The following is a 24,492-nucleotide window of genomic DNA, read 5'->3' as shown; positions in this document are numbered from 1 at the left end:
TTGCCTGCATTTTTGCCTTGCGTTCTATATCGACCGATATACAATGCGTTCTGTATCGTGTGATACAGAATATATCCACCCCAGCCGACCCAAGTCAGGCAAGCCGGAGCCACCATGGCGCGACCACGCGAATTCGATGAGCAGCAGGTGCTGGAGGCAGCGGGAGACGCATTCTGGGCGAATGGCTTCGAGGCCACCTCCACGCGCGATCTCGTGAAGTGCACGGGCTTGACGCAGCCCAGCCTGTACAACGCCTTCGGCGACAAGCGCGGGTTGTTCCTGCGCGCGCTGGAGCACTACCTCGACCGTACCCTGCGCGAGCGCATCGGCCGGCTGGAGTCTTCGCAATCGCCCGCGCATGCCATTGCCGCGTTCTTTGGCGAGATAGTCGAGCGCTCGGTCGCGGACGTGCAGCACCGCGGCTGCATGCTGGTCAATGCCGCGGTGGAGTCCACGCCCGGCGACGAAGCCTGCCGCAAAGGCATCGCCGACGAACTCGCCAAGATCCAGGATTTCTTCCAGCGCTGCATGGTAGCGGGGCAGGCGAGCGGCGAGATTCCCGCGGCCATGCCGGCGGCGGATGCGGCTGCGCATCTGCTGGCGGTGCTGCTCGGCGTGCGCGTGCTGGCCCGGGTCAGGCCGGATCGGGCGTTGCTGACAGGGGCCGTTGCCCCGGCACTTAGCCTGCTAGGCCTGCCGCCGCTGCCCGCCGGACTGCGCACGGCATGAGCCTGCATAAGCCAGCATGAGCGCAACAAACACCGCACCATACCCGTAGGAATGCATCATGTCCGAGCACATTGCCACCATCCCCGGTCCCACGGCATCGACACTCGATGCCCGCGCGCTGTTCGCCACCCTGGCAGGGTTGTGCGCCAGCCTGGTGGCCATCGGCCTGGCGCGCTTCGCCTACACGCCGCTGATTCCGCCGCTGATCCAGGCGCACTGGTTCACGTCGTCGCAGGCGGTGACGCTGGGCGCGGCAAACTTCGCGGGCTACCTGGCCGGCGCGCTGCTGGGCCGTCCGATTGCCACGGCGCTGTCGAACCGTAATGCGCTGCGACTGCTGATGGTGATTGCCACCGCCGCGTTCTTTGCCTGCGCGTATCCGTTGTCGGTAAGCTGGTTCTTTGTCTGGCGCTTTGCTTCCGGCGTGTCCGGCGGCGCCATCATGGTGCTGGTCGCCACCACGATCCTGCCGCATATCCCAGCCGCGCGGCGCGGCTTTGCCAGCGGCATGATCTTCCTGGGGCTCGGGCTGGGCATCGCCGCCTCGGGCACCATCATTCCGGAATTGCTGCGCCTGGGTTTGAAGGACACCTGGATCGGCCTGGGCGTGTTCGCGGCGATCCTCACCGCCGTGAGCTGGTTCGGTTGGCCGGGCGCTGCACCGGCGGTAGCGGCGTCCAGCGTGAACGCAAGTCCGGCTCGGCGCGCGAGCACCGCCATGCGCGTGCTGTACGGCCAGTACGCCGCGAACGCGCTGGGTCTCGTGCCTGCCATGGTGCTGCTGGTCGACTACGTGGCGCGCGGCCTCGGCCGAGGCGCGGAGATTGGCGCAGGCTACTGGGTCTTGTACGGTGTTGCTGCCATCGCCGGTCCCCTGGTGTGCGGCAACGTGGCCGACCGCATCGGCTTTGGCCCTGCCTATCGCCTTGCGTTGCTGTTGCAGGCGATTGCCGTGGGTACGCTCGCGTTGTCGGGCAGCCCGGTGCTGGTCGGCGTTGCCACTGTGGTCCTGGGTCTGTTCACGCCCGGCATCGTGCCGCTCGTGCTTGGGCGCATCCACGAGATGGTGCCGCATGACCATGCCGAGCAGCGCGCCGCGTGGAGCCGCGCCACCACCGCTTTCGCGCTGTTCCAGGCGCTGGGCGGCTACGGCTACTCGTACCTGTTCACGGTGTCCCACAACAATTACGCGCTGATCTTCCTGTGCGGCGCCACGGCGCTGGGCGTGGCGTTGGTCGCCGATCTCGCCACCCGGCGCGCGCCGCTCGCGGTGGCTGCGCACTGAAATGGCGCGACGACGCAAAAACCCCAGGCGCTCTAGAATGACATGCCATGCCTGCCGCAAGCCGGTGCCACAGACAGCAAGGAGTCTCCCCCATGAGTGATAGTCAGTTGTTCCAACCTTTTTCGATTGGCAATCTACGGCTGGAAAACCGCATCGTGATCGCGCCCATGTGCCAGTACTCGGCCGAGGAAGGCTCGGCCGCCGACTGGCACATGATCCACCTCGGCCAGCTCGCGCTGTCGGGCGCCGCGATGCTGATCATCGAGGCGTCGGCCGTGTCGCCGGAGGGGCGCATTACGCCGGGGGATCTCGGCTTGTACTCGGATGCGAACGAGGCGGCGCTCGGCAAGGTGATCAAGGCCATCAGGGCGCATTCGCCGATCGCGCTGGCGATACAGCTGGCGCATGCCGGGCGCAAGGCATCGAGCCACGCACCCTGGGAGGGCGGCAGCCAGATCCGCCCGGACCAGCCGCTGGGCTGGAAGACCCTGGCGCCATCCGCCGTGCCGCACGCCGAGGGCGAGGACGCGCCGTTGGCGCTCGATCGCGCGGGCATGGACAAGGTGCGGGACGATTTCGTGGCCGCGGCCCAGCGCGCGGCCCGCCTGGGGCTCGATGGCATCGAGCTCCACATGGCGCATGGCTACCTGCTGCATCAGTTCCTGTCGCCGCTGGCGAACAAGCGCGATGACGAATACGGCGGCAGCCTGGAGAACCGCATGCGGTTCCCGATCGAGGTGTTCGACGCCGTGCGCGCGGCTTTTCCCGCGGACAAGCCGGTGTGGGCTCGCATCTCGGCCACCGACTGGGTGCCAGGCGGGTGGGATATCGAAGGCACGATCGCGCTGTCGAATGCACTCAAGGCACGTGGCTGCGCGGCCATCCATGTGACCACCGGCGGCGTTTCGCCGTTGCAGGCGATCAAGCTGGGGCCGGGCTACCAGGTGCCTTACGCGCAGCGGGTCAAGGCGGAGGTGGGCTTGCCGACCATCGCGGTTGGGCTCATCACCGAGCCCGAGCAGGCGGAAGCCATCATCGCCAACGGCGAAGCCGACGCGGTGTCGCTGGCGCGCGCCATGCTCTACGATCCGCGCTGGGCATGGCATGCGGCGGCCAAGCTTGGCGCGCAGGTGCATGCGCCGAAGCAATACTGGCGCTCGCAGCCGCGCGAGTACAAGGACCTGTTCATTGATGCCAGTTTCGGGCAGCGCTAGGCTGCGCCGGAAAGCAAACGGCGTCCGGTTTGCGCGGGGCAAGCCGGACGCCGTCGCCTTGCACAGGCTCAGCCAGTCGATCCATCAATCGGCCTGGATGCCGAACTCCTTGACGATCCTGGCGTAGCGTGCCGAGTCCGATGCGATCAGCTTGCTTAGCGTAGCGGGCTCGCCGCCGACCGGCGTGATGGCGATGGTTGCCATGCGTGCCACCACGTCAGGCATTTTCAGGATGTCGTTGACGTGCGTATTCAGCGTTTTCACCAACTCCGGCGGCAGTCCCTTGGGTGCCAGCAGCGCTTGCCACGCGCCCACCTCCACATCCTTGTAGCCCAGCTCCGCGAGCGTCGGCACATTCGGCGCGAACGGCGAGCGCTTCATGTCCGCGACGGCCAGCGGCACGATGGCGCCCGTCCCGATGTACTGCGCCACCGCGCCCAGCGTGGAGTACGTCATCGGCACTTGCCCGCCGAGCACGTCGACCACCGCCGGCGCGGTGCCGCGATACGGCACCTGTGAGATGTTCACGCCCGCGGCCTTGTTGAACAGCTCGCCAAGGATGTGCATGGGCGATCCGTTGCCGGGCGTGGCGTAGGTCTGCACCGTACCCGCCTTGGCGCGCGCGACCAGTTCGGGCAGCTTGGTGATGCCCGTGCCTTTGTTGACCACCACGAACAGCGACTGCACGCCAAGCTGGGCGACCGGCGTGAAATCGCCACGCACGTCGTAGCTGGCGCCCGTGCCGTTCTTGAGCACCAGCGGCGCGATGGCAACGGTGTTGGGCGCGACCAGCAAGGTGTAGCCATCGGCGGCGGATTTGGCGACGTATGCGCTGCCGATCGTGCCGGCCGCGCCGGTGCGGTTCTCGACCACCACGGACTGGCGCAGGCGCCCCGAGAGTTTTTCGGCCAGCAGGCGGGCCAGTACGTCGGTGTCGCCGCCGGCCGGGTAGGCAACGACCAGCGTGATGGGTTTGGTGGGGTAGGCCTGCGCCCCGGCGCTGCCTGCCATCATGGCAGTCGTGGCCGCGATGGCAGCAAACAGAATGCGAGTTACGAGCTTCATGGGGAAACGCCTCTAGATTGAGTTCGTGCGGGCATGCAGCGCGTTGCGCGCCGCACGCCCGCCAGTGCCGCGCAGCGATGCGCCGGCGCTTAGAACGTGTGCTTGATGCCGATCATCGTGCCCAGCTGGTTGCCACCGGGCTTCGGGTTGGAACCCGTCTGGGCACCGCTGACCGACAGGGCGAGTTGGCCGCCGTTGTCGATGAAGCCAGCCGTGGCGTACACGGAGGTGCGCTTGGAGAAGGCGTAGGTACCACGCAACGCGTACAGCATCGCCTTGTTGTCGCTGTTGTGGTACTTGAGGTAATAGACCTGGCCGGCCAGCGTGAAGGCTGGCGTGATGTCATATGCCAGGCCCGCATACCAGAGGTCGCTACGCGGCGTGGGGCTGCCGTCATTGTCGCGGCGGATCACGCCCAGGCCCATCTTGGTCTTGGACAGCAGCACGTAGCCGTTGAGCGAGAGCCGGTCGTCCGTCAGGTTGCTCTTGGTCAGGCCGCCAAACGCGCCAGGCCCGCCGCGCAGCGAGTCATAGGCCGCGGCCACGCCCCACCATTTGTTGTCGTACTGGAGCAGGGCCGACCATTCGCGGCATTGCTTGCTGTCGGCCGCGTTCTCGCCCGCGCAGTTGGTGCCGGCCGGGCTCGGGCCCGCGTTCACCGTGTCGCGGCCGAAGCTATAGGTGGCACCCACCGTGAAGCCGCCAAACGTGCCCTTGTAGGAAACGGCATTGTCGGCGCGCGCGTTCGGCAGATAGCTGTCGAGCGAGCCCGAGCCGTACACGTTGGGGCCGAGGATGTCCGGGTCCAGCGTGGCCCAGAACAGCATGGTGTACTGGCGGCCCAGGGCGACCTGGCCCCAGGGGCCGGAGAGTCCCACCAATGCCTGCCGGCCGAACAGGCGCGCGCCCTGGTTGGAGGTGCCGGAATCGGGGGCGAATCCGGATTCGAGCACAAACAGGCTCTTGAGCCCGCCACCAAGATCCTCCGTGCCGCGGATGCCCCAGCGCGACGGCACCGTACCCGTCAGGGTGTTCACGCGGGCCACGCTGTCCTTCGCCGCGCCAACATTGTTCACATACTCAATACCGGTATCGACGACGCCATACAGCGTCACCGTCGATTGGGCCGAGGCCAGCATGGGTACTGCGGCTGCAAGGGCAGCCAGTGCAATCCGTCCAAGTTTCATCGTTCGTTTCCTCTTCCTTTTCCTTTTCCGCCATGTCGGTTGGTTGGCGTTGCAGCGCTTCGTCGGGCCATCGTCGAGCTGGGTCTGTGCATACCGTAATGAGCACTTTCCAACTTCTTTCGTTTTATAGGTAAAACATCAGATTACATAAGAAACAACGAGCAAAATATAGCTGGTCATTTCGGGAAACGCATGGGTGGGTAATCCCTAGTGATGCGGAGAAGCGACGAGTGGCCTGCACCAGCACGGCGCTGTTGCGCACCATGCTGCGCAACGGGGAGGAGGGCGGCGCGCTGCCGCCAGGCCGGGGAGCCGCGCCCGAATTGGTATGCAAGGCTGTGCAAGGCCGTTGCGCCAAAAAGGGGATTTACGGGCGCCTCAACACCGGCGGAGCGCCGGGCCCGGCGAAATTTTTTTTGCAGGGGGTTAACCCGGATCTATTTCCAGATTCAGGCGGTCTATATTTCTTAGGTTTTATTTGCAAACTATGGTTTCATATATGGAACAAATTAACCCAGCGCCGCTAGCCCAGCCGGATGAAGCGTTGCTCCGCGCACTCGATAGCGGCTTCAGCGAGCGGCGCATAGCCGCAGGCCACGACGGCGCGCCGCTCGCTTACCGGTGCGGCGGCAGCCACGGGCCTGTGGTGGTGCTGCTGCATGGCATCAGTTCCGGCGCGGCCTCCTGGCTGTCGTGCGCTAGCCTGCTGGCGGCGCACGCGCGCGTGATTGCGTGGGACGCGCCCGGCTATGGCAATTCGCAGGCCCTGCCCGTCGCGGCGCCCAAGGCTGCCGATTACGCGCTGCGCCTGCAGGACCTGATGCGCGCCCTGGACGTACGGCCCGATGTGATCGTGGGGCACTCGCTCGGTGCGCTGATGGCGGCCGCCTATGTGGCCGAGGCTAGCCCGGCGCTGCTGCCCGCGCAGTTGCTGCTGCTTAGCCCGGCGCAGGGATACGGCGGCCCTGGCAAGGAGGACAAGGCAAGGGACGTGGCGCGCCAGCGGCTCGAAGCGCTCGCAGCGGTGGGCGTGGAAGGCCTGGCCGAGCGGGGGCCCGGCCGCCTGCTGAGCGCCGCGGCCGGCGCCGATGTGCAAGCCTGGGTGCGCTGGAATATGCGCCGGCTGGATCCGGACGGTTACCGGCAGGCGGTGGCGATGCTGTGCGGCGATGCCATTGACGATTACCTCGGGCGCGGGGGGCAGGGCGTCAGGGTACGGGTCGGCTGCGGCGCGCTGGATGTCGTGACGCCGCCGCCCGGGTGCGCGGCGCTGGCGGAGCGCTTTGCCTTGCCGTTCGAGCTGATCCCGGATGCCGGGCATGCCTGCTACGTGGAGCAGGCCAGCCGGGTCGCGCGCTGGATTCGCCACGGGCTTGCCGCGGCTTAGCCTTCCTCTTCCTCTTCCCCCTTCCCCTTCCTCGTCCTGTTCCTTCGTACCCACCCGCCCCAGGCCGCCGCGCCGATGCCGATGCCACGTTCTCGTGGCATTGGTAAATCAAAAGGGTAAACCCCAGTCAATTTTTGAAGTTTCGTTGTCTATAGTGGTGTCTGTGTTCAATATTTAAATCAGCGTTTTATAGGTGAAACAAAACGCTCGGTTAGCCGGTTGGCAATAAGGGAAAGGAGTAGCGCAATGGAAAACCTCGCATACAACCCGAATCTGGCGCCCTGGGAGCGTCCGGCTCCGAACAATGTCGCCGGCAAAGGCCACATCGAGCAGCCCGGCAAGGTCGCCAACATCGTGTGGCAGACCCGCGCCGCCATGCCCACCGCCTACGAAGACGCGCTGGGCGATGCGCTGGAGGCCGCCTTCGAAGCCGGTGCGAAAAGCCCGGAAGACATCGTGCGTTCGTTCAACCAGGCGGGCTTGCTGGGCGCGGATGGCCAGGCCTGGACCGAAGAGCGTTTCCTCGCCGAAATGCGTCGCCTGGGCGCCTGAACGAGGCACCACGCAGTTCAAAACATCAAAGCGATTGCGTCGCGAAGGGCAGTGCAATCAGGCGCCCCTCGAAAGAGCGATCCGACCCGGTACCCGCAAGAGAGCAAACAATGGAATCGAACAAGCAAGCGCGTGCTGAGGCGCGCCTGAACACCGGCCTGCACAACTATTGGTATCCGGTATCGGCCGCATGGGCGGTCACGCATGCACCGGTCGGCATTACGCGCCTGGGCCAGAACATCGTCCTGTGGCGCGATGGCGAAGGCCAGGTGCACGCGCTGGAAGATCGCTGCCCGCACCGCGGCGCGCGCCTGTCGATGGGCTGGAACCTTGGCGACCGCGTGGCTTGCTGGTACCACGGCGTGGAAGTGGGTGGCGATGGCCAGGTCAAGAGCGTGCCGGCCGTGGACAGCTGCCCGCTAGAAGGCAAGACCTGCGTGCGCAGCTACCCCGTGCAGGAAAAGGCCGGCGCTATCTTCCTGTGGTTTGGTGAACGCGCTCCAGCGCAAGCCGATGCGCTGCGCCTGCCGGAAGAACTGGAAAGCGACGAGCACACCAATTTCCTGTGCGTGGCGCACTGGGACTGCAACTACCGCTACGCCATCGACAACGTCATGGACCCGATGCACGGCGCCTACCTGCACGCGGTGTCGCACTCGATGGCCAGCGGCGAAAAGCAGGCTGTGATGGCCGTGCGCGAAACTGACACCGGCCTGGTGTTCGAGAAAACCGGGCAGCGCGGCGTGAACTTTGACTGGGTAGAGTTCGGCGAAACCGGCACCCTCTGGCTGCGCCTCGCGATTCCCTACCGCGCCAAGGTGGGCCCCGGCGGCCCGTTCGGCATCGTCGGCATCGCCACGCCGGTGGATGAGGAGCACTGCATGGTGTTCTTCTGGCGCACCCGTCACGTGCAGGGTTGGGAGCGCGATGTCTGGCGCTTCCTGTACCGCAACCGCCTGGAGGGCCTGCACTGGGACGTGCTGGAGCAAGACCGCGTGGTGCTGGAAATGATGGCGCCGAACGCGCGCGAGCATGAAACGCTGTACCAGCACGATGTCGGCATCACCCGCGTGCGCCGCCTGCTGCGCCGCCGTGCCGACCAGGAAGTCGCCGACGAGCCCGTTGCCATGTTGAAGCCGGTTGGCGGGGTGGCCAGCCATGCCTGAGATCGATCGCCATAACCTGCTGGCTGGCCGGCGCGTGCTGGTAACCGGCGCCGCGCGCGGGCTTGGCCTGGCCTTTGCCACCGCGATTGCCGAAGCCGGCGGCGCAGTCGCCATGGCCGACATTCTCGCGGACCGTCTGGTTGAGCAAGCCACTGCGCTGCAGGCCCGCGGACTGAAGGTGCTGCCGTTCGTGCTTGATCTAGGCAACCCCGAATCGGTGAGCGCTTGCGCCACCGCTGCGGTGGCCGGGCTCGGCGGCCTGGACGGCCTGGTCAACAACGCCGCGGTGACCGACTCCGGCGGGCGCGACGCCAGCGCCATCGACATCGCCACCTGGGACCGCGTGATGAACATCAACGTGCGCGGCACCTGGCTGATGACCACCGCCTGCCTGCCGGCACTGCGCGCTTCCGGCCGCGGCGCCATCATCAACCTGGCATCCGACACGCCGCTGTGGGGCGCGCCGAACCTGCTGGCATACGTGGCCAGCAAGAGCGCGATCATCGGCATGACCCGCTCGCTGGCGCGCGAGTTGGGCGACGACCAGATCACCGTCAATGCCATCGCACCGGGGCTGACCCTGGTGGAGGCGACCGAATACGTGCCCCAGAAGCGGCGCGACCTCTATCGCGAGCAACGCGCGATTTCCCGCGAGCAGCTACCCGAGGATGTATCCGGGGCCGTGCTGTTCGCCCTCTCCGACCTGTCCCGCTTCGTGACGGGCCAGACGCTGGCCGTCAACGGCGGCTTCGTCATGCACTGAGCTAGAAGGAATCCAAATGAGCGATCTTTCCCAACAAGACAACATCAAGCGTTCCTGGGAGCAGCCGTCCGGCGCTTCCTTCGACCAGTGGATGGAGAGCCGCGTCGCGCGCTTCTCCACCCGCCGCTACGACTGGGACGCGCTGAAGTTCCAGGCTGACTACGATCCCAAGTACCGCCGTGCGCAGATGCGTTACCTCGGCACCGGCGGCACTGGCGTGGCCACCGACACCAATACCGTGCCGTCCGAGAACTTCACCTTCTCGACCATGATCATCCCGGCCGGCCACGAAGGCCCGTCGCACCTGCACACGGACGTGGAAGAAGTCTTCTTCGTCATGCGCGGCAAGATCAAGCTGATCCTGGAAAAGGACGGCGAGCGCTTCGAAACCATCCTGACCGACCGCGACCTGGTCTCGGTGCCCCCCGGCGTGTACCGCGAGGAAATCAACATCGGCGAGGAAGACGCGCTGATGTGCGTGATGCTCGGCGCCAAGAAGCCGATCACGCCGACGTACCCGCCCGAGCATCCGCTCACCAAGGTCAAGCGCTGAAAAGCGCGCGGCCGGCGCGCCAATCCGGGTGCCGGCCCAGTTGAAACACAAGCCATCTCATGACTCAAGAACGCCTGTCGGAAGACATCCAGGACAAGTACATCGTGCCCGGGCTGGAACGCGGCCTGCGCCTGCTGGCCGAGTTCAGCCGCCGCGACCGCACCTTGTCGGCGGCCGACCTGGCGCGCCGGCTCAAGGTGCCCCGCTCCACGGTGTTCCGGCTGCTGGCCACGCTGGAGATGATGGGCTTTGTCGAACGCACCGACGGCGGCCGCGACTATCGCCTTGGCATGGCGGTGCTGCGCCTGGGCTTCGAGTACCTGGCTTCGCTGGAACTCACCGAGCTGGGGCGCCCGCTGCTGGATCGCCTGCGTGACGACATTCGTTACCCGTGCAACCTGGTAGTGCGCGACGGCCGCTCGATTGTCTATGTGGCCAAGTCGGTGGCGCCCACGCCATTCAGCAGTTCCGTCACCGTGGGGACCCGCCTGCCGGCGCACGCCACCGTGCTCGGACGCGTGCTGCTCGAAGACTTGACGCTGGCCGAGTTGCGCCAGCTCTTTCCGGAGCCGCAACTGGAAGTGTTCACGCCCAGCACGCCGCGTACGGTCGAAGCACTGTTCGAGATGGTGCAGCGCGACCGCGAGCGCGGCGTGGTGCTGCAGGAAGCGTTCTTTGAGGCCAGCATCTCGACCATCGCGGCACCGGTGCGGGATCGTACCTGCAAGGTGGTGGCGGCGCTGGGCGTGACCATCCCGGCCTCGCGCATCGATCCGGAGCAACTGGACATGATGGAAGAGAAAGTCAGAGACACCGCGGGCGAGCTGTCACGCCTGCTGGACTACCGCCCGCGCGAGCACGGCAAGGTGGTCAACCTGTATCGGGAGTGAGGACGATGTCCATGATTGAACTCGACGGCAAGGTTGCCGTCGTCACCGGTGGATCCTCGGGCATCGGCCTGGCCACCGTCGAACAACTGCTGGAATCGCGCGCCGCCGTGGCGCTGTGCGGCCGCAACGAAGCGCGGCTGCGCGAAGCGGAAGGCCATCTGCGCGCACGCTTCCCCGATGCCCGCCTGTACGCGGCTGCCTGCGACGTGCTGGACCCCGCGCAGGTAGCTGCCTTTGCCGCCGCCAGCGAGGCCGCGCTCGGCCCCGCCGACATGCTGGTCAACAACGCAGGGCAGGGCCGTGTCTCCACGTTCTCGAGCACCGAGGATGCGGCTTGGCTTGAAGAGCTGCAGCTCAAGTTCTTCTCGGTGATCCATGCCACGCGTGCGTTTCTTGCGCAACTGGAGCGCTCGCACAGCGGTGCCATCGTCTGCGTGAACTCGCTGCTGGCCGTGCAACCCGAGCCGCATATGGTGGCGACGTCCGCGGCACGCGCCGGCGTGCATAACCTGGTGCGCTCGCTGGCCACCGAATTCGCCCCCAAGGGCATCCGCGTCAACGGCATCCTGCTCGGCCTGGTCGAGTCGGGCCAGTGGCGCCGGCGTTTCGAAGCGCGCCCGGACACCGAGCGCGACCTCGACTGGGCTGCGTGGACCGCGCGCCTGGCGCAGCAAAAGCATATTCAACTTGGCCGTCTTGGCCTGCCGCAGGAAGCCGCACGCGCGATCCTGTTCCTTGCCTCGCCGTTGTCTTCGTACACCACGGGCAGCCACATCGATATTTCCGGAGGACTTTCCCGTCATGCGTAACGAACAGCAACAAGTCACGGTGGGCTACGCCATCGCCGCCTTCCTCGAACAATGCGGCGTCAAGGCAGCGTTCGGCGTGATCTCGATCCACAACATGCCCATCCTCGACGCGATGGGCGAGCGCGGCAAGATCCGTTTCGTGCCCGCGCGCGGCGAAGCTGGCGGCACCAATATGGCCGACGCCTGCGCTCGCACCACCGGTGGCCTGGGCGTGTGCCTGACCAGCACCGGTACCGCAGCGGGCAACGCTGCCGGCGCCATGGTCGAAGCACTGACCGCCGGCACGCCGCTGCTGCACCTGACCGGCCAGATCGAAACGCCGTACCTGGACCAGAGCCTGGCCTATATCCACGAGGCGCCGGACCAGCTGACCATGCTGAAGGCCATCTCCAAGGCTGCGTTCCGCATCCGCAGCGCCGATACCGCGCTGAGCACGATCAAGCTCGCCGTGCAAACCGCGCTGACCGCGCCGACCGGCCCCGTCAGCGTGGAAATCCCCATCGACATCCAGGCCGCGCTGATCCCGATGCCGACCGACCTGCGCCCGCTGGCGGTGCCCACCCATGTTCCGTCTGCCCACGCGCTGGACGAACTGGCCGAGCGCCTGTCCAAGGCAAAGCGCCCGCTGCTGTGGCTGGGCGGCGGCGCGCGCCACGCCGGCGCGCAGGTCAAGCGCCTGATGGCGCTGGGCTTTGGTGTTGTCACCAGCACGCAAGGCCGCGGCATCGTGGCCGAAGACGATCCCCGCTCGCTGGGTGCCTTCAACCTGCACAAGCCGGTTGAGCAGTTCTATCAAACCTGCGACGCCATGCTGGTGGTGGGGTCGCGCCTGCGTGGCAATGAAACGCTGAAGTACGAACTGAAGCTGCCGCGCCCGCTGTTCCGTGTGGATGCCGACGCATCCGCCGAAGGCCGCTGCTACCAGAGCGACTACTTCGCCAGCGGCGATGCAGCGCTGGCGCTCGATGGCCTGGCCGACCGCCTGGAAGGCAAGCTCAAGGTGGACCCGAACTTTGCCGCCGACCTGCGCAGCGCGCACGAAGTCGCCATGAGTGGCCTGATCGATGGCCTGGGCCCGTACTCGGCGCTGGTGGAAGCGCTGCAAGGCGCGGTCGGCCGCAACTTCAACTGGGTGCGCGACGTGACCGTCTCCAACAGCACCTGGGGCAATCGCCAGCTGCGCATTTTCGACTCCCGTGCCGGCGTGCATGCGCTGGGCGGCGGCATCGGACAAGGCCTGGCAATGGGCATCGGCGCGGCCGTGGGCGCGGCAGTGACGGCTTCCGGCAAGAAGACGTTCTGCCTGGCCGGCGATGGCGGCTTCATCCTGAACCTGGGTGAACTGGCTACCGCCGTGCAGGAACGCGCCGACGTGGTCTTCGTGCTGATGAATGACAAGGGCTATGGCGTGATCAAGAACATCCAGGACGCGCAATACGGCGGACGGCGCCACTACGTGGACCTGCACACGCCGGATTACGCGCAACTGTCGCAATCGCTGGCCCTGCGCCATCGCCGAGTCAGCAACCTGGCCGACGTGGGTGCCGCACTGGAAGAAGCCACCATCGAATCCGGCCCGTTCCTGCTGGAGATCGACATGCTGTCCATCGGCACTTTCAAGACCGCGTTCGCAGGGCCGCCGGTCAACAAGGAGGCCGATGTCGACGCCGAGAAGACCGCACGCGCGGCCGAACGCAGCACTGTGACCGCCTGAGGGAGACGCAACATGCTGCACGTGTCGATGGTGGGATGCGGAGCGATCGGGCGCGGTGTGCTCGAGCTGCTCAAGAGCGATCCGGACGTGGTGTTCGACGTGGTGGTGGTGCCCGAGGCGCAGATGGACCAGGCCCGCCATGACGTTTCCGCGCTGGCGCCGCACGCACGGGTTGCCACCTGCCTGAGCCAGGCCGACGGACGGCCCGACCTGCTGGTGGAGTGCGCCGGCCACCATGCGCTGGAAGAGCACATCGTGCCGGCGCTGGAGCGCGGCATCGCCTGCATGGTGGTGTCGGTGGGCGCGCTTTCCGAGCCGGGGCTGGCCGAGCGGCTGGAAGCCGCGGCACGGCGCGGCGGCACGCAGGTGCAGCTGCTCTCCGGCGCCATCGGTGCCATCGACGCACTGGCGGCAGCGCGCGTGGGCGGGCTGGACTCGGTGGTCTACACCGGGCGCAAGCCGCCTGGCGCGTGGAAGGACACGCCGGCCGAGGCGCTGTTTGACCTCGATGCGCTGACCGAAGCCACGGTGATCTTCGAGGGCACCGCCCGCGAAGCCGCGCGGCTCTACCCCAAGAACGCCAACGTGGCGGCCACGCTGTCGATGGCCGGCCTCGGGCTGGACCACACGCAGGTCAAGCTGCTGGCGGATCCGGGCGTGGATGAGAACGTGCACCACGTGGAAGCGCGCGGCGCCTTCGGTGGTTTCGAGCTGACCATGCGCGGCAAGCCGCTGGCGGCGAACCCCAAGACTTCGGCGCTGACGGTGTTCAGCGTGGTGCGTGCGCTGGGCAACCGTGCCCACGCCATGTCGATTTAAGCAGGCAGCAAGGCAATCATCATGAAGCAAGAGATTCTCCCCATCTGTATCGCGGGCCAGTGGCGCCTGGGCGGCGGCGAGCGCTACGCCACGCGCTACCCGGCCACCGGCGAGGTCGTCGCGGAGCTGAACGCGGCCAGCCGGGACGACGTGGAAGAGGCCGTGCAGGGCGCGCATCGCGCGTTCCTCACCAGCGGCTGGGCGCAACGCAAGCCGCACGAGCGCGCAGCCGTGCTGCATCGCGTGGCCGACCTGATCCGCGCGCGCGCCGAGCCCCTCGCCCAGCGCCAGCGCCTGGACAATGGCAAGCCCATCAGCGAGACGCGCGCGCTGGTGGCCAGCGCCGCCGGTACGTTCCAGTTCTTCGCTGCGGCCTGCGAAACCCTGGAGGAGACGCTCACGCCCGCGCGTGGTGATTTCCTCACCATGAGCGTGCACGAAGCCATGGGCGTGGTGGCGGCGATCACGCCGTGGAATTCGCCCATCGCCAGCGAGGCGCAGAAGCTGGCGCCCGCGCTGGCCGCCGGCAACGCGGTGGTGATCAAGCCCGCCGAGATCACGCCGCTGATGGCGCTGGAACTCGCCGCCATCTGCGAGGAAGCCGGCGTGCCCAAGGGCCTCATCAGCGTGCTGCCGGGCAAGGGCTCGGTGATCGGTGATGCCATTACCAAGCACCCGCTGGTGCGCCGTGTGTCTTTCACCGGTGGCACCACCACGGGACGCCATATCGCCCACATCGCTGCCGACAAGATGATGCCGGTGTCGCTGGAGCTGGGCGGCAAGTCGCCCACCATGGTGTTCGAAGATGCGGACCTGGACCACGCGGTCAACGGCGTGCTGTACGGCATCTTCAGTTCCTCGGGCGAATCGTGCATCGCGGGTTCGCGCCTGTTCGTGGCACGTTCCTTGTATGAGCCTTTCCTGGACCGCCTGGCCGAGGGCGCGGCGCGCCTGCGCGTGGGCGATCCGGCCGACGAGCGCACCCAGATGGGGCCGCTGATCAGCGACCGCCATCGTGACTCGATCGAATCGTATGTGGCGCTTGGCGTATCCGAAGGCGGCCAGCTGCGCACGGGGGGCATCCGCCCCACGGTGGCGGGCTGCGAGAACGGCTACTTCTACACGCCGACCATCATCGAGGGGCTGGATAACAGCGCCCGCGTATGCCAGGAGGAAATCTTCGGGCCGGTGCTGGTGGCAATGGCCTTCGACGACGAGGACGACCTGATCGCGCAAGCCAACGACAGCGTGTACGCGCTGGCGGCGGGCGTATGGACGCGCGACTACAAGCGCGCGTGGCGCTTTGCGCGTGCGGTGCAGGCGGGCAACGTGTGGATCAATACGTACAAGCAGTTCTCCATCTCGACGCCGTTCGGCGGCTGGCGCGACAGTGGCCTGGGCCGCGAGAAGGGGAGGCTGGGCATCCTGCAGTACATGGAGCAGAAGAGCGTGTACTGGGGCATGCATGAACAACCGCTGCCGTGGGCTAACTGAGTGACCCCGACGACGTTGGCAACGACACAAGCGACACAGCAGGAGATGGGAACAATGAACACGATTCTGGGCATCGACGAAATCGTCTACGGTGCCGACGACCTGGACGCCTGCCGGCGCTTCTTCGCCGACTGGGGCCTCACGCTGGTGCGCGAGGATGCGGCCGGGCTGGATTTCGAGACGCTGAACGGCTGCCGCGTGCTGGTGCGCCGCACCGACGACCCGGCACTGCCGGCGGCAATGGAAGACGGCCCGACGCTGCGCGAGGTGGTGTGGGGCGTGGACACGCAAGCCGCGCTGGACAAGATCGCGGATGCCATTCGCGCCGAGCCGGGCTTTGTCAGCTCGGGAGAGCACGGTGTGCAGGGCGAGCAAGGCGAACGCGTTGGCTGCACGGACCCGAACGGCCTGGCCGTGCGCTTCCAGCTGACCCGCAAGCGCGAGGTCGAGGTGGAATGCGCCGCGATGAACACGTGGAACGACAAGCCGCGCATGAACCAGCGCAGCCCGATCTACGAACGCGCCACGCCGATCGAGGTGGGGCACGTGGTGTTCTTCGTCAAGGATGTGGCGGCGACCGAGCGTTTCTACACCGAGAAGCTGGGCTTCGTGCCGTCGGACCACTATCCGGGCCGTGGCGCCTTCCTGCGCTGCGCGCCGGACGGCGGCCACCACGACCTGTTCCTGCTGCAGCTGCCGCAGGCCAAGAGCGGGCTGAACCATGTGGCCTTTACCGTGCGCGACATCCACGAGGTGTTCGGCGGCGGCCTGCATGTGTCGCGCAGCGGCTGGGACACGCAGCTCGGCCCGGGCCGGCATCCGATTTCCTCGGCCTACTTCTGGTACTTCAAGAACCCGGCCGGCGGCCTGATCGAGTACTACGCGGACGAGGACCAACTGGACGCCGAATGGGAGCCGCGCGATTTCGAACCGGGCCCGACCATGTTCGCCGAGTGGGCGGTGGAGGGCGGCCTGGACGGCAACACGCGCCGGCAGAAGAACGCAGGCGGCCCCCAGGGCAAGTTCCTGACCGAGAAGCGCTGAGCGCCGGACGGCAGGGCGAAACCAGGAAAACAAGCCGCGCAAGACAAAGCAACACGAGCAACACGAGCAACACGAGCAACACAGGCAAGACAAAGCAACACGAGGACGTGCCATGAGTACCAGCCAATCCCTGACCCTGCGCGTACAGGCCATGCGTTTCGAAGCGCGCGGCATTGTCAGCGTGGAGTTGCGCGACCCGGAAGGGCGCGAGTTGCCGGCGTACGCGCCCGGCGCGCATATCGACCTGCATCTGGGCAATGGCCTGGTGCGCAGCTACTCGCTGTGCGGCGCGCCGGAAATGCGCGACCGCTACGTGGTGGGCGTGCTGCTCGACCGCGGCAGCCGTGGCGGCTCGCGCTATGTGCATGAGCAATTGCGGGTGGGCAGCACGCTCACCGTGGCCGCGCCGCGCAACCACTTCGCGCTGGACGAGGGGGCGGCACACACGGTGCTGGTGGCCGGCGGCATCGGCGTGACGCCGATCGTGTGCATGGCGCGCCGGCTGCATGAACTCGGGCGTTCCTTCACGTTGCTTTACTGCGCACGCTCGCGCGAGGAAGCTGCCTTCGCGGACGAGCTGGCCGCCTACGGCGACGCGGTGCGCATGCACTTCGACGACGAGGCGGGCAGCCCGCCGGACCTGTCCGCGCTGCTGGCCGGGCAAGCCGCCAGCACGCACTTCTATTGCTGCGGCCCGGGCCCGATGCTCAATGCCTTCGAAGCCGCCTGCGCCGGCCATGGCTATCCCGAAGTTCATATCGAACGCTTCGCCGCCGACCCGTCGGTGGCGGCGGTGCAGGACGGCGAGTACACCGTGGCGCTGGCAAGCACGGGTAGCGAGCTGAAAGTGCCCGCAGGCAAGTCCCTGCTGGATGCCTTGCTCGAAGCGGGCATTGCGGTGGAGCACAGCTGCAAGGAAGGTGTATGCGGCTCGTGCGAAACGCGCGTGCTCGAAGGCATTCCCGAACACCGTGACGGCGTGCTCAGCAAGAGCGAGCGCGAGTCGAACCAGACCATGATGGTTTGCGTGTCAGGCTGCAAAGGCAAGCGCCTGGTCCTGGACCTCTAAGCGCGCCACCGCGCGCCGCATCCATCGCGGCGCCAACGGGGGTGGCCATTGCCGGGCAAGTCCGGCAACGCGCCAGCGCGGGGCGGCTGCCTGCCTCGGATACTTTAGAAGAGAAACACCGTGTTGATCCAGAGACAAGAGGCCCCGTTCGCCAACGCGAACGCCGAGGGTGTGGCGAGCCCATCCAGCACCAGCACGGCAGGCAGTGGCGAGCGCGCCACTGACGCCCCCGTGGCAACCACCCGGGGCGAGATCATCGCCCGCATCGAGCGCCTGCCCAGCAATGGCATGCATGTCAGGGCGCGGCTGCTGATCGGCCTGGCCACGTTCTTCGATGGCTTCGACGTGATCGCCATCGCCGCCACGCTGCCGCTGCTGATCTCGATGTGGTCGCTCACGCCGGGTCAGATCGGCTTCCTGATCGCGGCGCCGTCGGTCGGGCAACTGATCGGCGCGCTGCTGTTTCCCGCGCTGGCCGAGCGCTTTGGCCGCCTTAGCTCGATTGGCTGGAGCGCGGGGATCATCGGGCTGATGAGCATCGCCTGCGGCTTCGCGCCCTCGTTCGAGATCTTTGCCTTGCTGCGCATCGTGCAGGGCTTGGGCCTGGGCGGTGAGCTGCCGGTGGCCGCCACTTATATCAACGAAGTGACGCGTGCCCACGGGCGCGGGCGCTTCGTGCTGCTGTACGAGGTGGTGTTCCCGATCGGCCTGCTGATCTCCAATGCAGTCGGCGCGTGGCTGGTGCCGCGGTTCGGCTGGACCGTGATGTACTTCATCGGTGGTGCCCCGGTCATCCTGTTCTTCATCCTGCGCCGGGCCATTCCCGAATCGCCGCGCTGGCTGGCGGAGAAGGGCCGCCTGGCCGAGGCCGACCGCGCGCTCGCGGCCTTCGAGTCGCGCGCCAAGGGGCCGCTGGCGCCGCTGGGCGACGTATCCGCGTACGACGCGATGACCGGAAAGCACCCGCGCCGGCGTGTCCGGGATCTGCTGAGCAAGGCCTATATCGGCCGCACGCTGGCGGTGTGGATGCTGTGGGCGACCTGCGGCTTTATCCAGTACGGGCTGTCGACCTGGTTGCCGACGATCTACAAGACGGTGTATCACGCACCGCTGCAGCTGGCGCTGAACCTGGCCGCGGGCGCATCGGTGCTCGGGGTGATCGGCTCGCTGGTGTGCGCGATGATCGTCGACAAGGTGGGCCGCAAGCCGGTGATCAACGTCTCGTTCATCCTGTGCGCGATATCGCTGGCGCTGGCTGGCGTGTTTCACGCGGAGTCGGTGTACGTCGTGGCCGGGCTCTGCGCGCTCTCGCTCGGTTTCCTGGCCAGTGGCTTTATCACGGCCTACGTGTACACGCCGGAGCTGTATCCCACCAGCATCCGCGCCATGGGCTGCGGCTTTGGGGGCGCGTGGCTGAAGCTGGCGGCGATCTTCGCGCCGACGCTGGTGGCCAGCACGATCGGCTCGGGCAATCTCAGCACCGCTTTCTACGCGCTGGCGACGGTGCCGTTCGTGGCGGCGCTGACCATCCACTTCCTTGGCATCGAGACCAAGGGCAAGGTGCTCGAGCAACTCGAGGCCTGATCCGCGAAGCACGAGACAAAGCCCGTGGCAGCCGCCAACTGCCACGGGCTTTGTTCGTTCTCGTGCGCGCTTACTCGCCCCCGCCGCCGCCGGCTTCGCCGCGCCCGGGCGTCACGCACAGGCCGTGCAGCTTCCTCAGCGCCTGGTACATCGCTCGGCGCTCTTCCGGCTCAAGCAGCCGGATCACCTCCGCCTGGCCCTTCCTGGCCAGCGGCATCACTTGCTCATGCAGCGCCAGGCCTTCCGGCGTGATGCTGCAGATCAGCTTCTTGCGCGGGGTGTTGCCCTCGGCATCCAGCTTCACCAGCCCGCGGCCTTCGAGCAGCCGCAGCGTTCGGCTCACCAGCGCCTTGTCCGATGTGGATTGCAGCACCAATTCTGCAAAAGGCAACTGCCGCGCGTGCGCCAGCAGGGCCAGCAGGCGCCACTCGGGCACCGTTAGCGCGAACTGCTCGGCGTAGGGCAGCGTCACGGTGCGGCGCAAGGCGTTGACCAACTGGCTGAGCATCGTCGTCAGGAAGTCGTCGACATCGAGCCCGTTGCCTTGCTCGTCCAGTTGCGCCCAGGGGCAGTCGGTCTTCGGGGGCACTGCCTTGTCGCCGGTGTCGGTTGTCGTTCCGGCTGCGCGCTTCATCGGATCCATGTCTTTCAGGAAATGCCGCCGGACGGCGGCTGATCAGGGGGGCGGAGCCGATTGTCTCATAGGGACTCCGATGTGCTGCCTCCTTCTCGTCACGATCCCCTCTTTTTAATTTTTAAAATAATAAATATGTCAATTAGTGATTACAGTAAGTTGAGCAGTCAACAATGACGCTCTAGTATGAATGGCACGTTCCTCTCCTGAACTAATGTTTCGCTAATAAAACGCACATCGAATGCGTCCCCGTCCCTTAGCCGTGCCTAACCCCGCCCCACCATGCATTCCCAGCGGAAGTGGAGCGCCCCCACAGGAGCCGTAGATGAACCTTGCCCGCCGACACGTCCTTGCCACAGCGCTCGCCGCGATTGCCCTGGGAGGCGGCAGCGCCTTTGCGCTCGGCTATCCCGCCAAACCGGTCACGATCGTGGTCGCCTATCCGCCGGGCGGCGACACGGACTCCATGGCGCGCATGTACGCGGAGAAGCTCTCGATGCGCCTCAAGCAGCCGGTGATCGTGGAGAACAAGCCGGGCGCTGGCGGCGTGGTCGGCAACGCCATGGTCGGCCGCGCGCCGGCCGACGGCTACACGCTGCTGTTTACGCCCAATCCGTTCACGACGGCGCCGATGGTGCTGAAGCTCCCCGCCAGCTCCAGCTACGACGCGCTGCATGGCTTCACCCCGGTCATCCAGACCGGCACGCAGACCGTGCTGCTGGTGGCGTATCCGGGCGCCGGCATCAAGACCGTGCAGGAAATGGTGGCCGCGGCGAAGGCCGGCAAGCCGCTGACGTATGCCACCCCCGGCGCGGGCTCGCCCATGCATATCGCCGGCGAGTGGCTGAACCGCGCCGCTGGCGTGAAGATCCAGCATGTGCCGTACCGGGGCGTTGCGCCCGCCGTCAATGATGTCGTCGCGGGCCACGTCAACTTCGCCTACGTGACGCTGGGGCCGGTGGCCCAGTACATCAACACGGGCAAGCTGCTCGCGCTGGCCGTGACCGATCCGAAGCGCTCTGCGCTGCTGCCCAATGTGCCGACGCTGTCCGAGCTTGGCTACAAGGACGTCATCGTAGGCGCATGGCACGGCGTCATGGCGCCCAAGGGCACGCCGGCCGAGGTGGTGAAGCTGCTCAACGAGCAGCTCAACGAGATCGTCAAGATGCCGGACATCGCCGAGAAGATGGCCACCTTCGGCGCGGTGCCGGTGGGCGGCGCGCCTGCCGTGCTGGAAAAGATCAATGCTTCCGACTACGAGCGGCTAGGCAAGGTCATCAAGGATTTCGGCATTACCGCCGAGTGACGCGACGCCGGCGGCAACGCTCGCCGGCGTCTTCATGGATTTCAGTGGTTTTCTGACTAGCAGGAGGTCGGCATGAGCACGTCGACAGTGGGAAGCTCCACGCCGCAGGTGACGGCGCGGGAGAAGGTGATGGGCAGGGCCGTGTATGCCGGCGACATCAAGCAGGCCGGCATGCTGCATGCCAAGGTGCTGCGCAGCCCGTATCCGCATGCCCGCATCGTTCGCATCGACACCGCGGCGGCGCGTGCGCTGCGGGGCGTCAAGCTGGTCCTGACCGGCGAGGATACGCCGTCGCGGCTGTGGGGCACGCATCGCAAGGAGCAGCGCATTCTTGCCGCTGGCGTGGTCCGCCACGTCGGTGAGGAGGTTGCCGCGGTGGTCGCGGTGGATGAGGAAACCGCGCGCGATGCACTGGACCTGATCCGCGTGGAGTACGAAGAATTGCCCGCCATCTTCAGCCCCGATGCAGCGCTTGCCGATGGCGCGGCGGAGCTGCACCCGGGCACGCGCAATATCGCCCATGAGATGCATATCGAGCGCGGCGACGTCGAAGCCAGCTTCGCTCGCGCCGCGGTGGTCTACGAGGCCACGTACGACATGCACTCGCAGTATCCCGGCTATCTGGAGCCGATGGCCACCGTGGCCGCCCAGGATGGCAATGGCCGGCTCACGGTCTGGGCCTCGACGCAGTCCGTGTTCCTGGCGCGCGCGCGCCTGGCTGAAGCGCTGGACCGGCCGGTGTCCACCATCCGCGTGATCCAGGCGGTCACCGGCGGCGGCTTTGGCGCCAAGATCGTGGAGGAGAGCAATAGCCTGATCGCCGCCTTGCTGGCAACGCGGCTCGACCGCCCGGTGCGCTTCGTCAACAATCGGCTCGAGGATTTTCTCGGCGCGCGCTCCAGCGTGCCGGCGCGGGTCTGGCTGAAGATGGGCCTGGATGCGCAAGGGATGATCGTCGCCAAGGACGTCAATATCGTGGCCGAGTGCGGCGCCTATGCGGGCCTGGCTGGCGACGTGATGCACGTGAGCGCCATGCGCAGCGACAACATGCATCGCCTGGAGAACGTGCGCTCCAACGCCGTGCTCGCCTATACCAACAATCCGCCGCGCGGCGCATTCCGCGGCTTTGGTGGCCAGCAGATGCAGTTCCCGCTGAACAGCCACCTCACCATGCTGGCCGAAATGCTCGGCATGGATCCCATTGACGTCCATAAGCGCAATGCCATCCGCTCCGGCGACATCAGCGTGCATGGCTGGAAGATCGGCAGCAGCGGCCTGGTGGAGTGCCTCGAGCAAACGCGTGAAGCGATCCAGTGGGATGCGCGCCGCGCCGATGCCTCACGGCGAACCGGCATGCGCCGGCGCGGGCTCGGCGTTGCGGCCGCCATGCACGTCAGCGGCAACCGCACGCTGGGCAACTGGGATGGCTCCACCATCGTGCTCAAGGTCAACGAGGACGGGCGCGTCATGCTGCTCACCAGCGAGTGCGACATGGGGCAGGGCGCCAACACCATGCTCAGCCAGATCTGCGCCCACGAGTTGGGCATTGCGCTGTCGCATGTCACCGTGAGCGCGCCGGATACCGATGTGGCGCCGTTCTGCCTCGGCTCGCTGGCATCGCGCGTCACCATCATTTCCGGCAACGCAGTGATGCGGGCCGCGCGCGAGGCGAAGCACAAGCTGCTGGGCGTTGCTGCCGACAAGCTTGGCGTGCCGCAGGACGAACTGGACCTGATCGACGGCGTGATCCGCGCCCGCAATGACGACACCAAGCGCGCCACGCTTGCCGAGATCGCGCGCTTGCATATCTTCCGCCACGGCGGTGAAGGGCTGATGGTGCGCGCCACCTACGATGCGCCCACCGTGATGCACGACGCCAACTACTACGGCAACATTGCGCCGGCCTACTCGTTCGCGGCGCAGGCCGTCGAAGTGGAAGTGGACATGGCCACCGGGCAGGTCACCTTGATCGACAGCTTCGTGTCGGACGACTGCGGCAGGGCCATCAACCCGCTAGCCGTGCACGGCCAGACGCACGGCGCCACCGTGCAGGCGATCGGCTGGACGCTGTATGAACACGTGCAGGTCGAGGATGGCCGCATCCTGAACGGCAACTTCGCCGACTACACCATGCCGACCGCTGACGCCGTGCCCGCGCTGCGCACGGATGTGGTCGAGTCGGTTGAGCCCAACGGGCCCTACGGCGCCAAGGGCGCCAGCGAAACCGCGATCCTGCCGGGCGCGGCCGCCATCGCCAATGCGGTCTATGACGCCATCGGCGTGCGCATTGCTTCGCTGCCCATCACGCCGGAGAAGGTGCTGGCCGCACTGCGCGAGCGCAAGGAAAAGGAGGCGCGCCATGCGTAATTTCGAATTTCTGGAGCCCGGCTCGGTGCAGGAAGCCAGCCGCATGCTGGCCGACCTGGGCGACGAGTGCAGGGTGATCGCCGGCGGCACCGCGCTGATGCTCGGCATGCGCCAGCGCATGCTCACGCCCACCCACCTGGTATCGCTTGGCCAACTTGATGCGCTGCGCTTGATCGAGTTCGATCCGCGCATCGGCTTGCGCATCGGCGCGCTGGCCTTGCATGCGCAGGTGGCGCGCTCAAAGCTGGTGCTGGCGCATTACCCCATGCTGGCCAGCATGGCAGGGCGCGTGGCCAATCCACAGGTGCGCAACCAGGGCACGATTGGCGGCAACCTTTGCTATGCCGATCCCGCCACCGATCCGCCGGGTTGCCTGATGGCGCTGGGGGCGCAGGTGGTGATTGCCGGCAGGAGCGGCGAGCGCGTGCTGGAGATGGAGGCGTTCCTGGTCGACTACTACACCACGGCGCTCGAGTCCGATGAGATTGTGACCGAGATCCGCATTCCCGCGCCGGCGCCGGATGCGCTCGGCCACTACGCGCGATTCCTGCGCACGGCTGCCGAGCACCGGCCGCTGGCCAGCGTCGCGCTGCTGGCTCGCCGGACTGGCGCCACGTGCATCGAGGCGCGCCTTGCGGTCGGCGCATCCACGCCGATTCCGGCGCGGCTGCGGCGTGCCGAGGCGTTCCTGGCTGGCAAGGCCGTCACGCCCGAAGTGGCCGCCGAGGCGGCGGACATCGTCGCCGCGGACATCGACCCCGTTTCCGATATGCGCGGCAACGCGGACTATCGCCGCGAGATGGTACGGACCGTGGCGCGGCGAAGCATCGCCACGTTGTTCGGGCTGGCGGCGGACTAAGG

Annotated in this window: 23 protein-coding genes; 20 read left to right on the top strand and 3 right to left on the bottom strand. The window is 66.8% G+C overall.

From position 1 onward, the window contains the following. Nucleotides 1-114 precede the first annotated feature (114 nt). From A9975_RS24750 to A9975_RS24740, 3 genes are all read left to right on the top strand, one after another. On the top strand, nucleotides 115-729 hold the full coding sequence (locus tag A9975_RS24750; RefSeq protein ID WP_183035073.1) for a TetR/AcrR family transcriptional regulator: 615 nt from the start codon (nucleotides 115-117) through the stop codon (nucleotides 727-729). Nucleotides 730-787: 58 nt separating this feature from the next. Continuing rightward, nucleotides 788-2,014 carry a YbfB/YjiJ family MFS transporter gene (locus tag A9975_RS24745; protein WP_183035072.1) on the top strand — a complete coding sequence of 409 codons (1,227 nt, stop codon included), beginning with the start codon at nucleotides 788-790 and terminating at the stop codon, nucleotides 2,012-2,014. A 92-nt stretch (nucleotides 2,015-2,106) separates the two neighbouring features. After that, a complete protein-coding gene (locus A9975_RS24740) occupies nucleotides 2,107-3,228 on the top strand; it encodes an NADH:flavin oxidoreductase/NADH oxidase (protein WP_183035071.1) in 1,122 nt (373 codons plus the stop codon). Between the two features lie 84 nt (nucleotides 3,229-3,312). Here A9975_RS24740 and A9975_RS24735 read toward each other — a convergent pair whose 3' ends face one another. Then, entirely contained in the window at nucleotides 3,313-4,293 is a 981-nt protein-coding gene (locus A9975_RS24735; protein ID WP_183035070.1) for a tripartite tricarboxylate transporter substrate binding protein, read from the bottom strand. Between the two features lie 89 nt (nucleotides 4,294-4,382). After that, complete coding sequence (locus tag A9975_RS24730) at nucleotides 4,383-5,480, bottom strand: porin (RefSeq protein WP_183035069.1); 1,098 nt, start codon at nucleotides 5,478-5,480, stop codon at nucleotides 4,383-4,385. A 230-nt stretch (nucleotides 5,481-5,710) separates the two neighbouring features. Between A9975_RS24730 and A9975_RS24725 the strand changes: the two genes are divergently transcribed. From A9975_RS24725 to A9975_RS24660, 14 genes are all read left to right on the top strand, one after another. Beyond that, complete coding sequence (locus A9975_RS24725) at nucleotides 5,711-6,007, top strand: hypothetical protein (protein WP_183035068.1); 297 nt, start codon at nucleotides 5,711-5,713, stop codon at nucleotides 6,005-6,007. Then, on the top strand, nucleotides 5,980-6,867 hold the full coding sequence (locus tag A9975_RS24720; RefSeq protein WP_183035067.1) for an alpha/beta fold hydrolase: 888 nt from the start codon (nucleotides 5,980-5,982) through the stop codon (nucleotides 6,865-6,867). Before A9975_RS24725 ends, A9975_RS24720 begins: the two co-directional genes overlap by 28 nt. Before the next feature lie 246 nt (nucleotides 6,868-7,113). Further along, complete coding sequence (locus tag A9975_RS24715) at nucleotides 7,114-7,419, top strand: recombinase-like helix-turn-helix domain-containing protein (RefSeq protein ID WP_183035066.1); 306 nt, start codon at nucleotides 7,114-7,116, stop codon at nucleotides 7,417-7,419. A 110-nt stretch (nucleotides 7,420-7,529) separates the two neighbouring features. After that, complete coding sequence (locus tag A9975_RS24710) at nucleotides 7,530-8,585, top strand: aromatic ring-hydroxylating dioxygenase subunit alpha (protein WP_183035065.1); 1,056 nt, start codon at nucleotides 7,530-7,532, stop codon at nucleotides 8,583-8,585. Further along, the gene (locus A9975_RS24705) at nucleotides 8,578-9,348 is read left to right on the top strand and encodes an SDR family oxidoreductase (protein WP_183035064.1); all 771 of its coding nucleotides are present in this window, start codon (nucleotides 8,578-8,580) and stop codon (nucleotides 9,346-9,348) included. Before A9975_RS24710 ends, A9975_RS24705 begins: the two co-directional genes overlap by 8 nt. A gap of 16 nt (nucleotides 9,349-9,364) precedes the next feature. Further along, nucleotides 9,365-9,901, top strand: a complete 537-nt coding sequence (locus A9975_RS24700) for a cupin domain-containing protein (protein WP_006157660.1) — start codon at nucleotides 9,365-9,367, stop codon at nucleotides 9,899-9,901. A gap of 59 nt (nucleotides 9,902-9,960) precedes the next feature. Beyond that, nucleotides 9,961-10,791: an IclR family transcriptional regulator gene (locus A9975_RS24695; protein ID WP_183035063.1), complete on the top strand. Its 831-nt coding sequence runs from the start codon at nucleotides 9,961-9,963 to the stop codon at nucleotides 10,789-10,791. Between the two features lie 5 nt (nucleotides 10,792-10,796). Beyond that, on the top strand, nucleotides 10,797-11,600 hold the full coding sequence (locus A9975_RS24690; protein WP_183035062.1) for an SDR family oxidoreductase: 804 nt from the start codon (nucleotides 10,797-10,799) through the stop codon (nucleotides 11,598-11,600). Beyond that, nucleotides 11,593-13,314, top strand: coding sequence for a thiamine pyrophosphate-binding protein (locus tag A9975_RS24685; RefSeq protein ID WP_183035061.1), 1,722 nt, complete (start codon nucleotides 11,593-11,595; stop codon nucleotides 13,312-13,314). The genes A9975_RS24690 and A9975_RS24685 overlap by 8 nt, the downstream gene beginning before the upstream one ends. A 12-nt stretch (nucleotides 13,315-13,326) precedes the next feature. Beyond that, nucleotides 13,327-14,133 carry an aspartate dehydrogenase gene (locus A9975_RS24680; RefSeq protein ID WP_006157663.1) on the top strand — a complete coding sequence of 269 codons (807 nt, stop codon included), beginning with the start codon at nucleotides 13,327-13,329 and terminating at the stop codon, nucleotides 14,131-14,133. A 21-nt stretch (nucleotides 14,134-14,154) separates the two neighbouring features. Next, complete coding sequence (locus A9975_RS24675; RefSeq protein WP_220810878.1) at nucleotides 14,155-15,627, top strand: aldehyde dehydrogenase; 1,473 nt, start codon at nucleotides 14,155-14,157, stop codon at nucleotides 15,625-15,627. A 54-nt stretch (nucleotides 15,628-15,681) separates the two neighbouring features. Next, nucleotides 15,682-16,671 carry a VOC family protein gene (locus A9975_RS24670; protein ID WP_183035060.1) on the top strand — a complete coding sequence of 330 codons (990 nt, stop codon included), beginning with the start codon at nucleotides 15,682-15,684 and terminating at the stop codon, nucleotides 16,669-16,671. A gap of 112 nt (nucleotides 16,672-16,783) precedes the next feature. Further along, on the top strand, nucleotides 16,784-17,740 hold the full coding sequence (locus tag A9975_RS24665; protein WP_183035059.1) for a PDR/VanB family oxidoreductase: 957 nt from the start codon (nucleotides 16,784-16,786) through the stop codon (nucleotides 17,738-17,740). A 288-nt stretch (nucleotides 17,741-18,028) separates the two neighbouring features. Further along, complete coding sequence (locus A9975_RS24660; protein WP_255503426.1) at nucleotides 18,029-19,324, top strand: MFS transporter; 1,296 nt, start codon at nucleotides 18,029-18,031, stop codon at nucleotides 19,322-19,324. Between the two features lie 70 nt (nucleotides 19,325-19,394). Here A9975_RS24660 and A9975_RS24655 read toward each other — a convergent pair whose 3' ends face one another. Then, nucleotides 19,395-19,967: a MarR family winged helix-turn-helix transcriptional regulator gene (locus A9975_RS24655; protein WP_183035058.1), complete on the bottom strand. Its 573-nt coding sequence runs from the start codon at nucleotides 19,965-19,967 to the stop codon at nucleotides 19,395-19,397. A gap of 316 nt (nucleotides 19,968-20,283) precedes the next feature. On the opposite strand from A9975_RS24655, the gene A9975_RS24650 reads away from it, so the two are divergent. From A9975_RS24650 to A9975_RS24640, 3 genes are all read left to right on the top strand, one after another. Then, nucleotides 20,284-21,264: a tripartite tricarboxylate transporter substrate binding protein gene (locus A9975_RS24650; RefSeq protein WP_150983236.1), complete on the top strand. Its 981-nt coding sequence runs from the start codon at nucleotides 20,284-20,286 to the stop codon at nucleotides 21,262-21,264. Nucleotides 21,265-21,336: 72 nt separating this feature from the next. Then, nucleotides 21,337-23,631, top strand: coding sequence for a xanthine dehydrogenase family protein molybdopterin-binding subunit (locus tag A9975_RS24645; RefSeq protein ID WP_183035057.1), 2,295 nt, complete (start codon nucleotides 21,337-21,339; stop codon nucleotides 23,629-23,631). After that, the gene (locus A9975_RS24640) at nucleotides 23,624-24,490 is read left to right on the top strand and encodes a xanthine dehydrogenase family protein subunit M (protein WP_183035056.1); all 867 of its coding nucleotides are present in this window, start codon (nucleotides 23,624-23,626) and stop codon (nucleotides 24,488-24,490) included. The genes A9975_RS24645 and A9975_RS24640 overlap by 8 nt, the downstream gene beginning before the upstream one ends. The last annotated feature ends 2 nt before the right edge of the window (nucleotides 24,491-24,492 follow it).

The sequence above is a fragment of the Cupriavidus sp. UME77 genome (assembly GCF_014170355.1).
In the GTDB taxonomy this organism is placed as follows: domain Bacteria; phylum Pseudomonadota; class Gammaproteobacteria; order Burkholderiales; family Burkholderiaceae; genus Cupriavidus; species Cupriavidus basilensis.
This window is presented reverse-complemented; position numbering and strand designations above follow the sequence as displayed.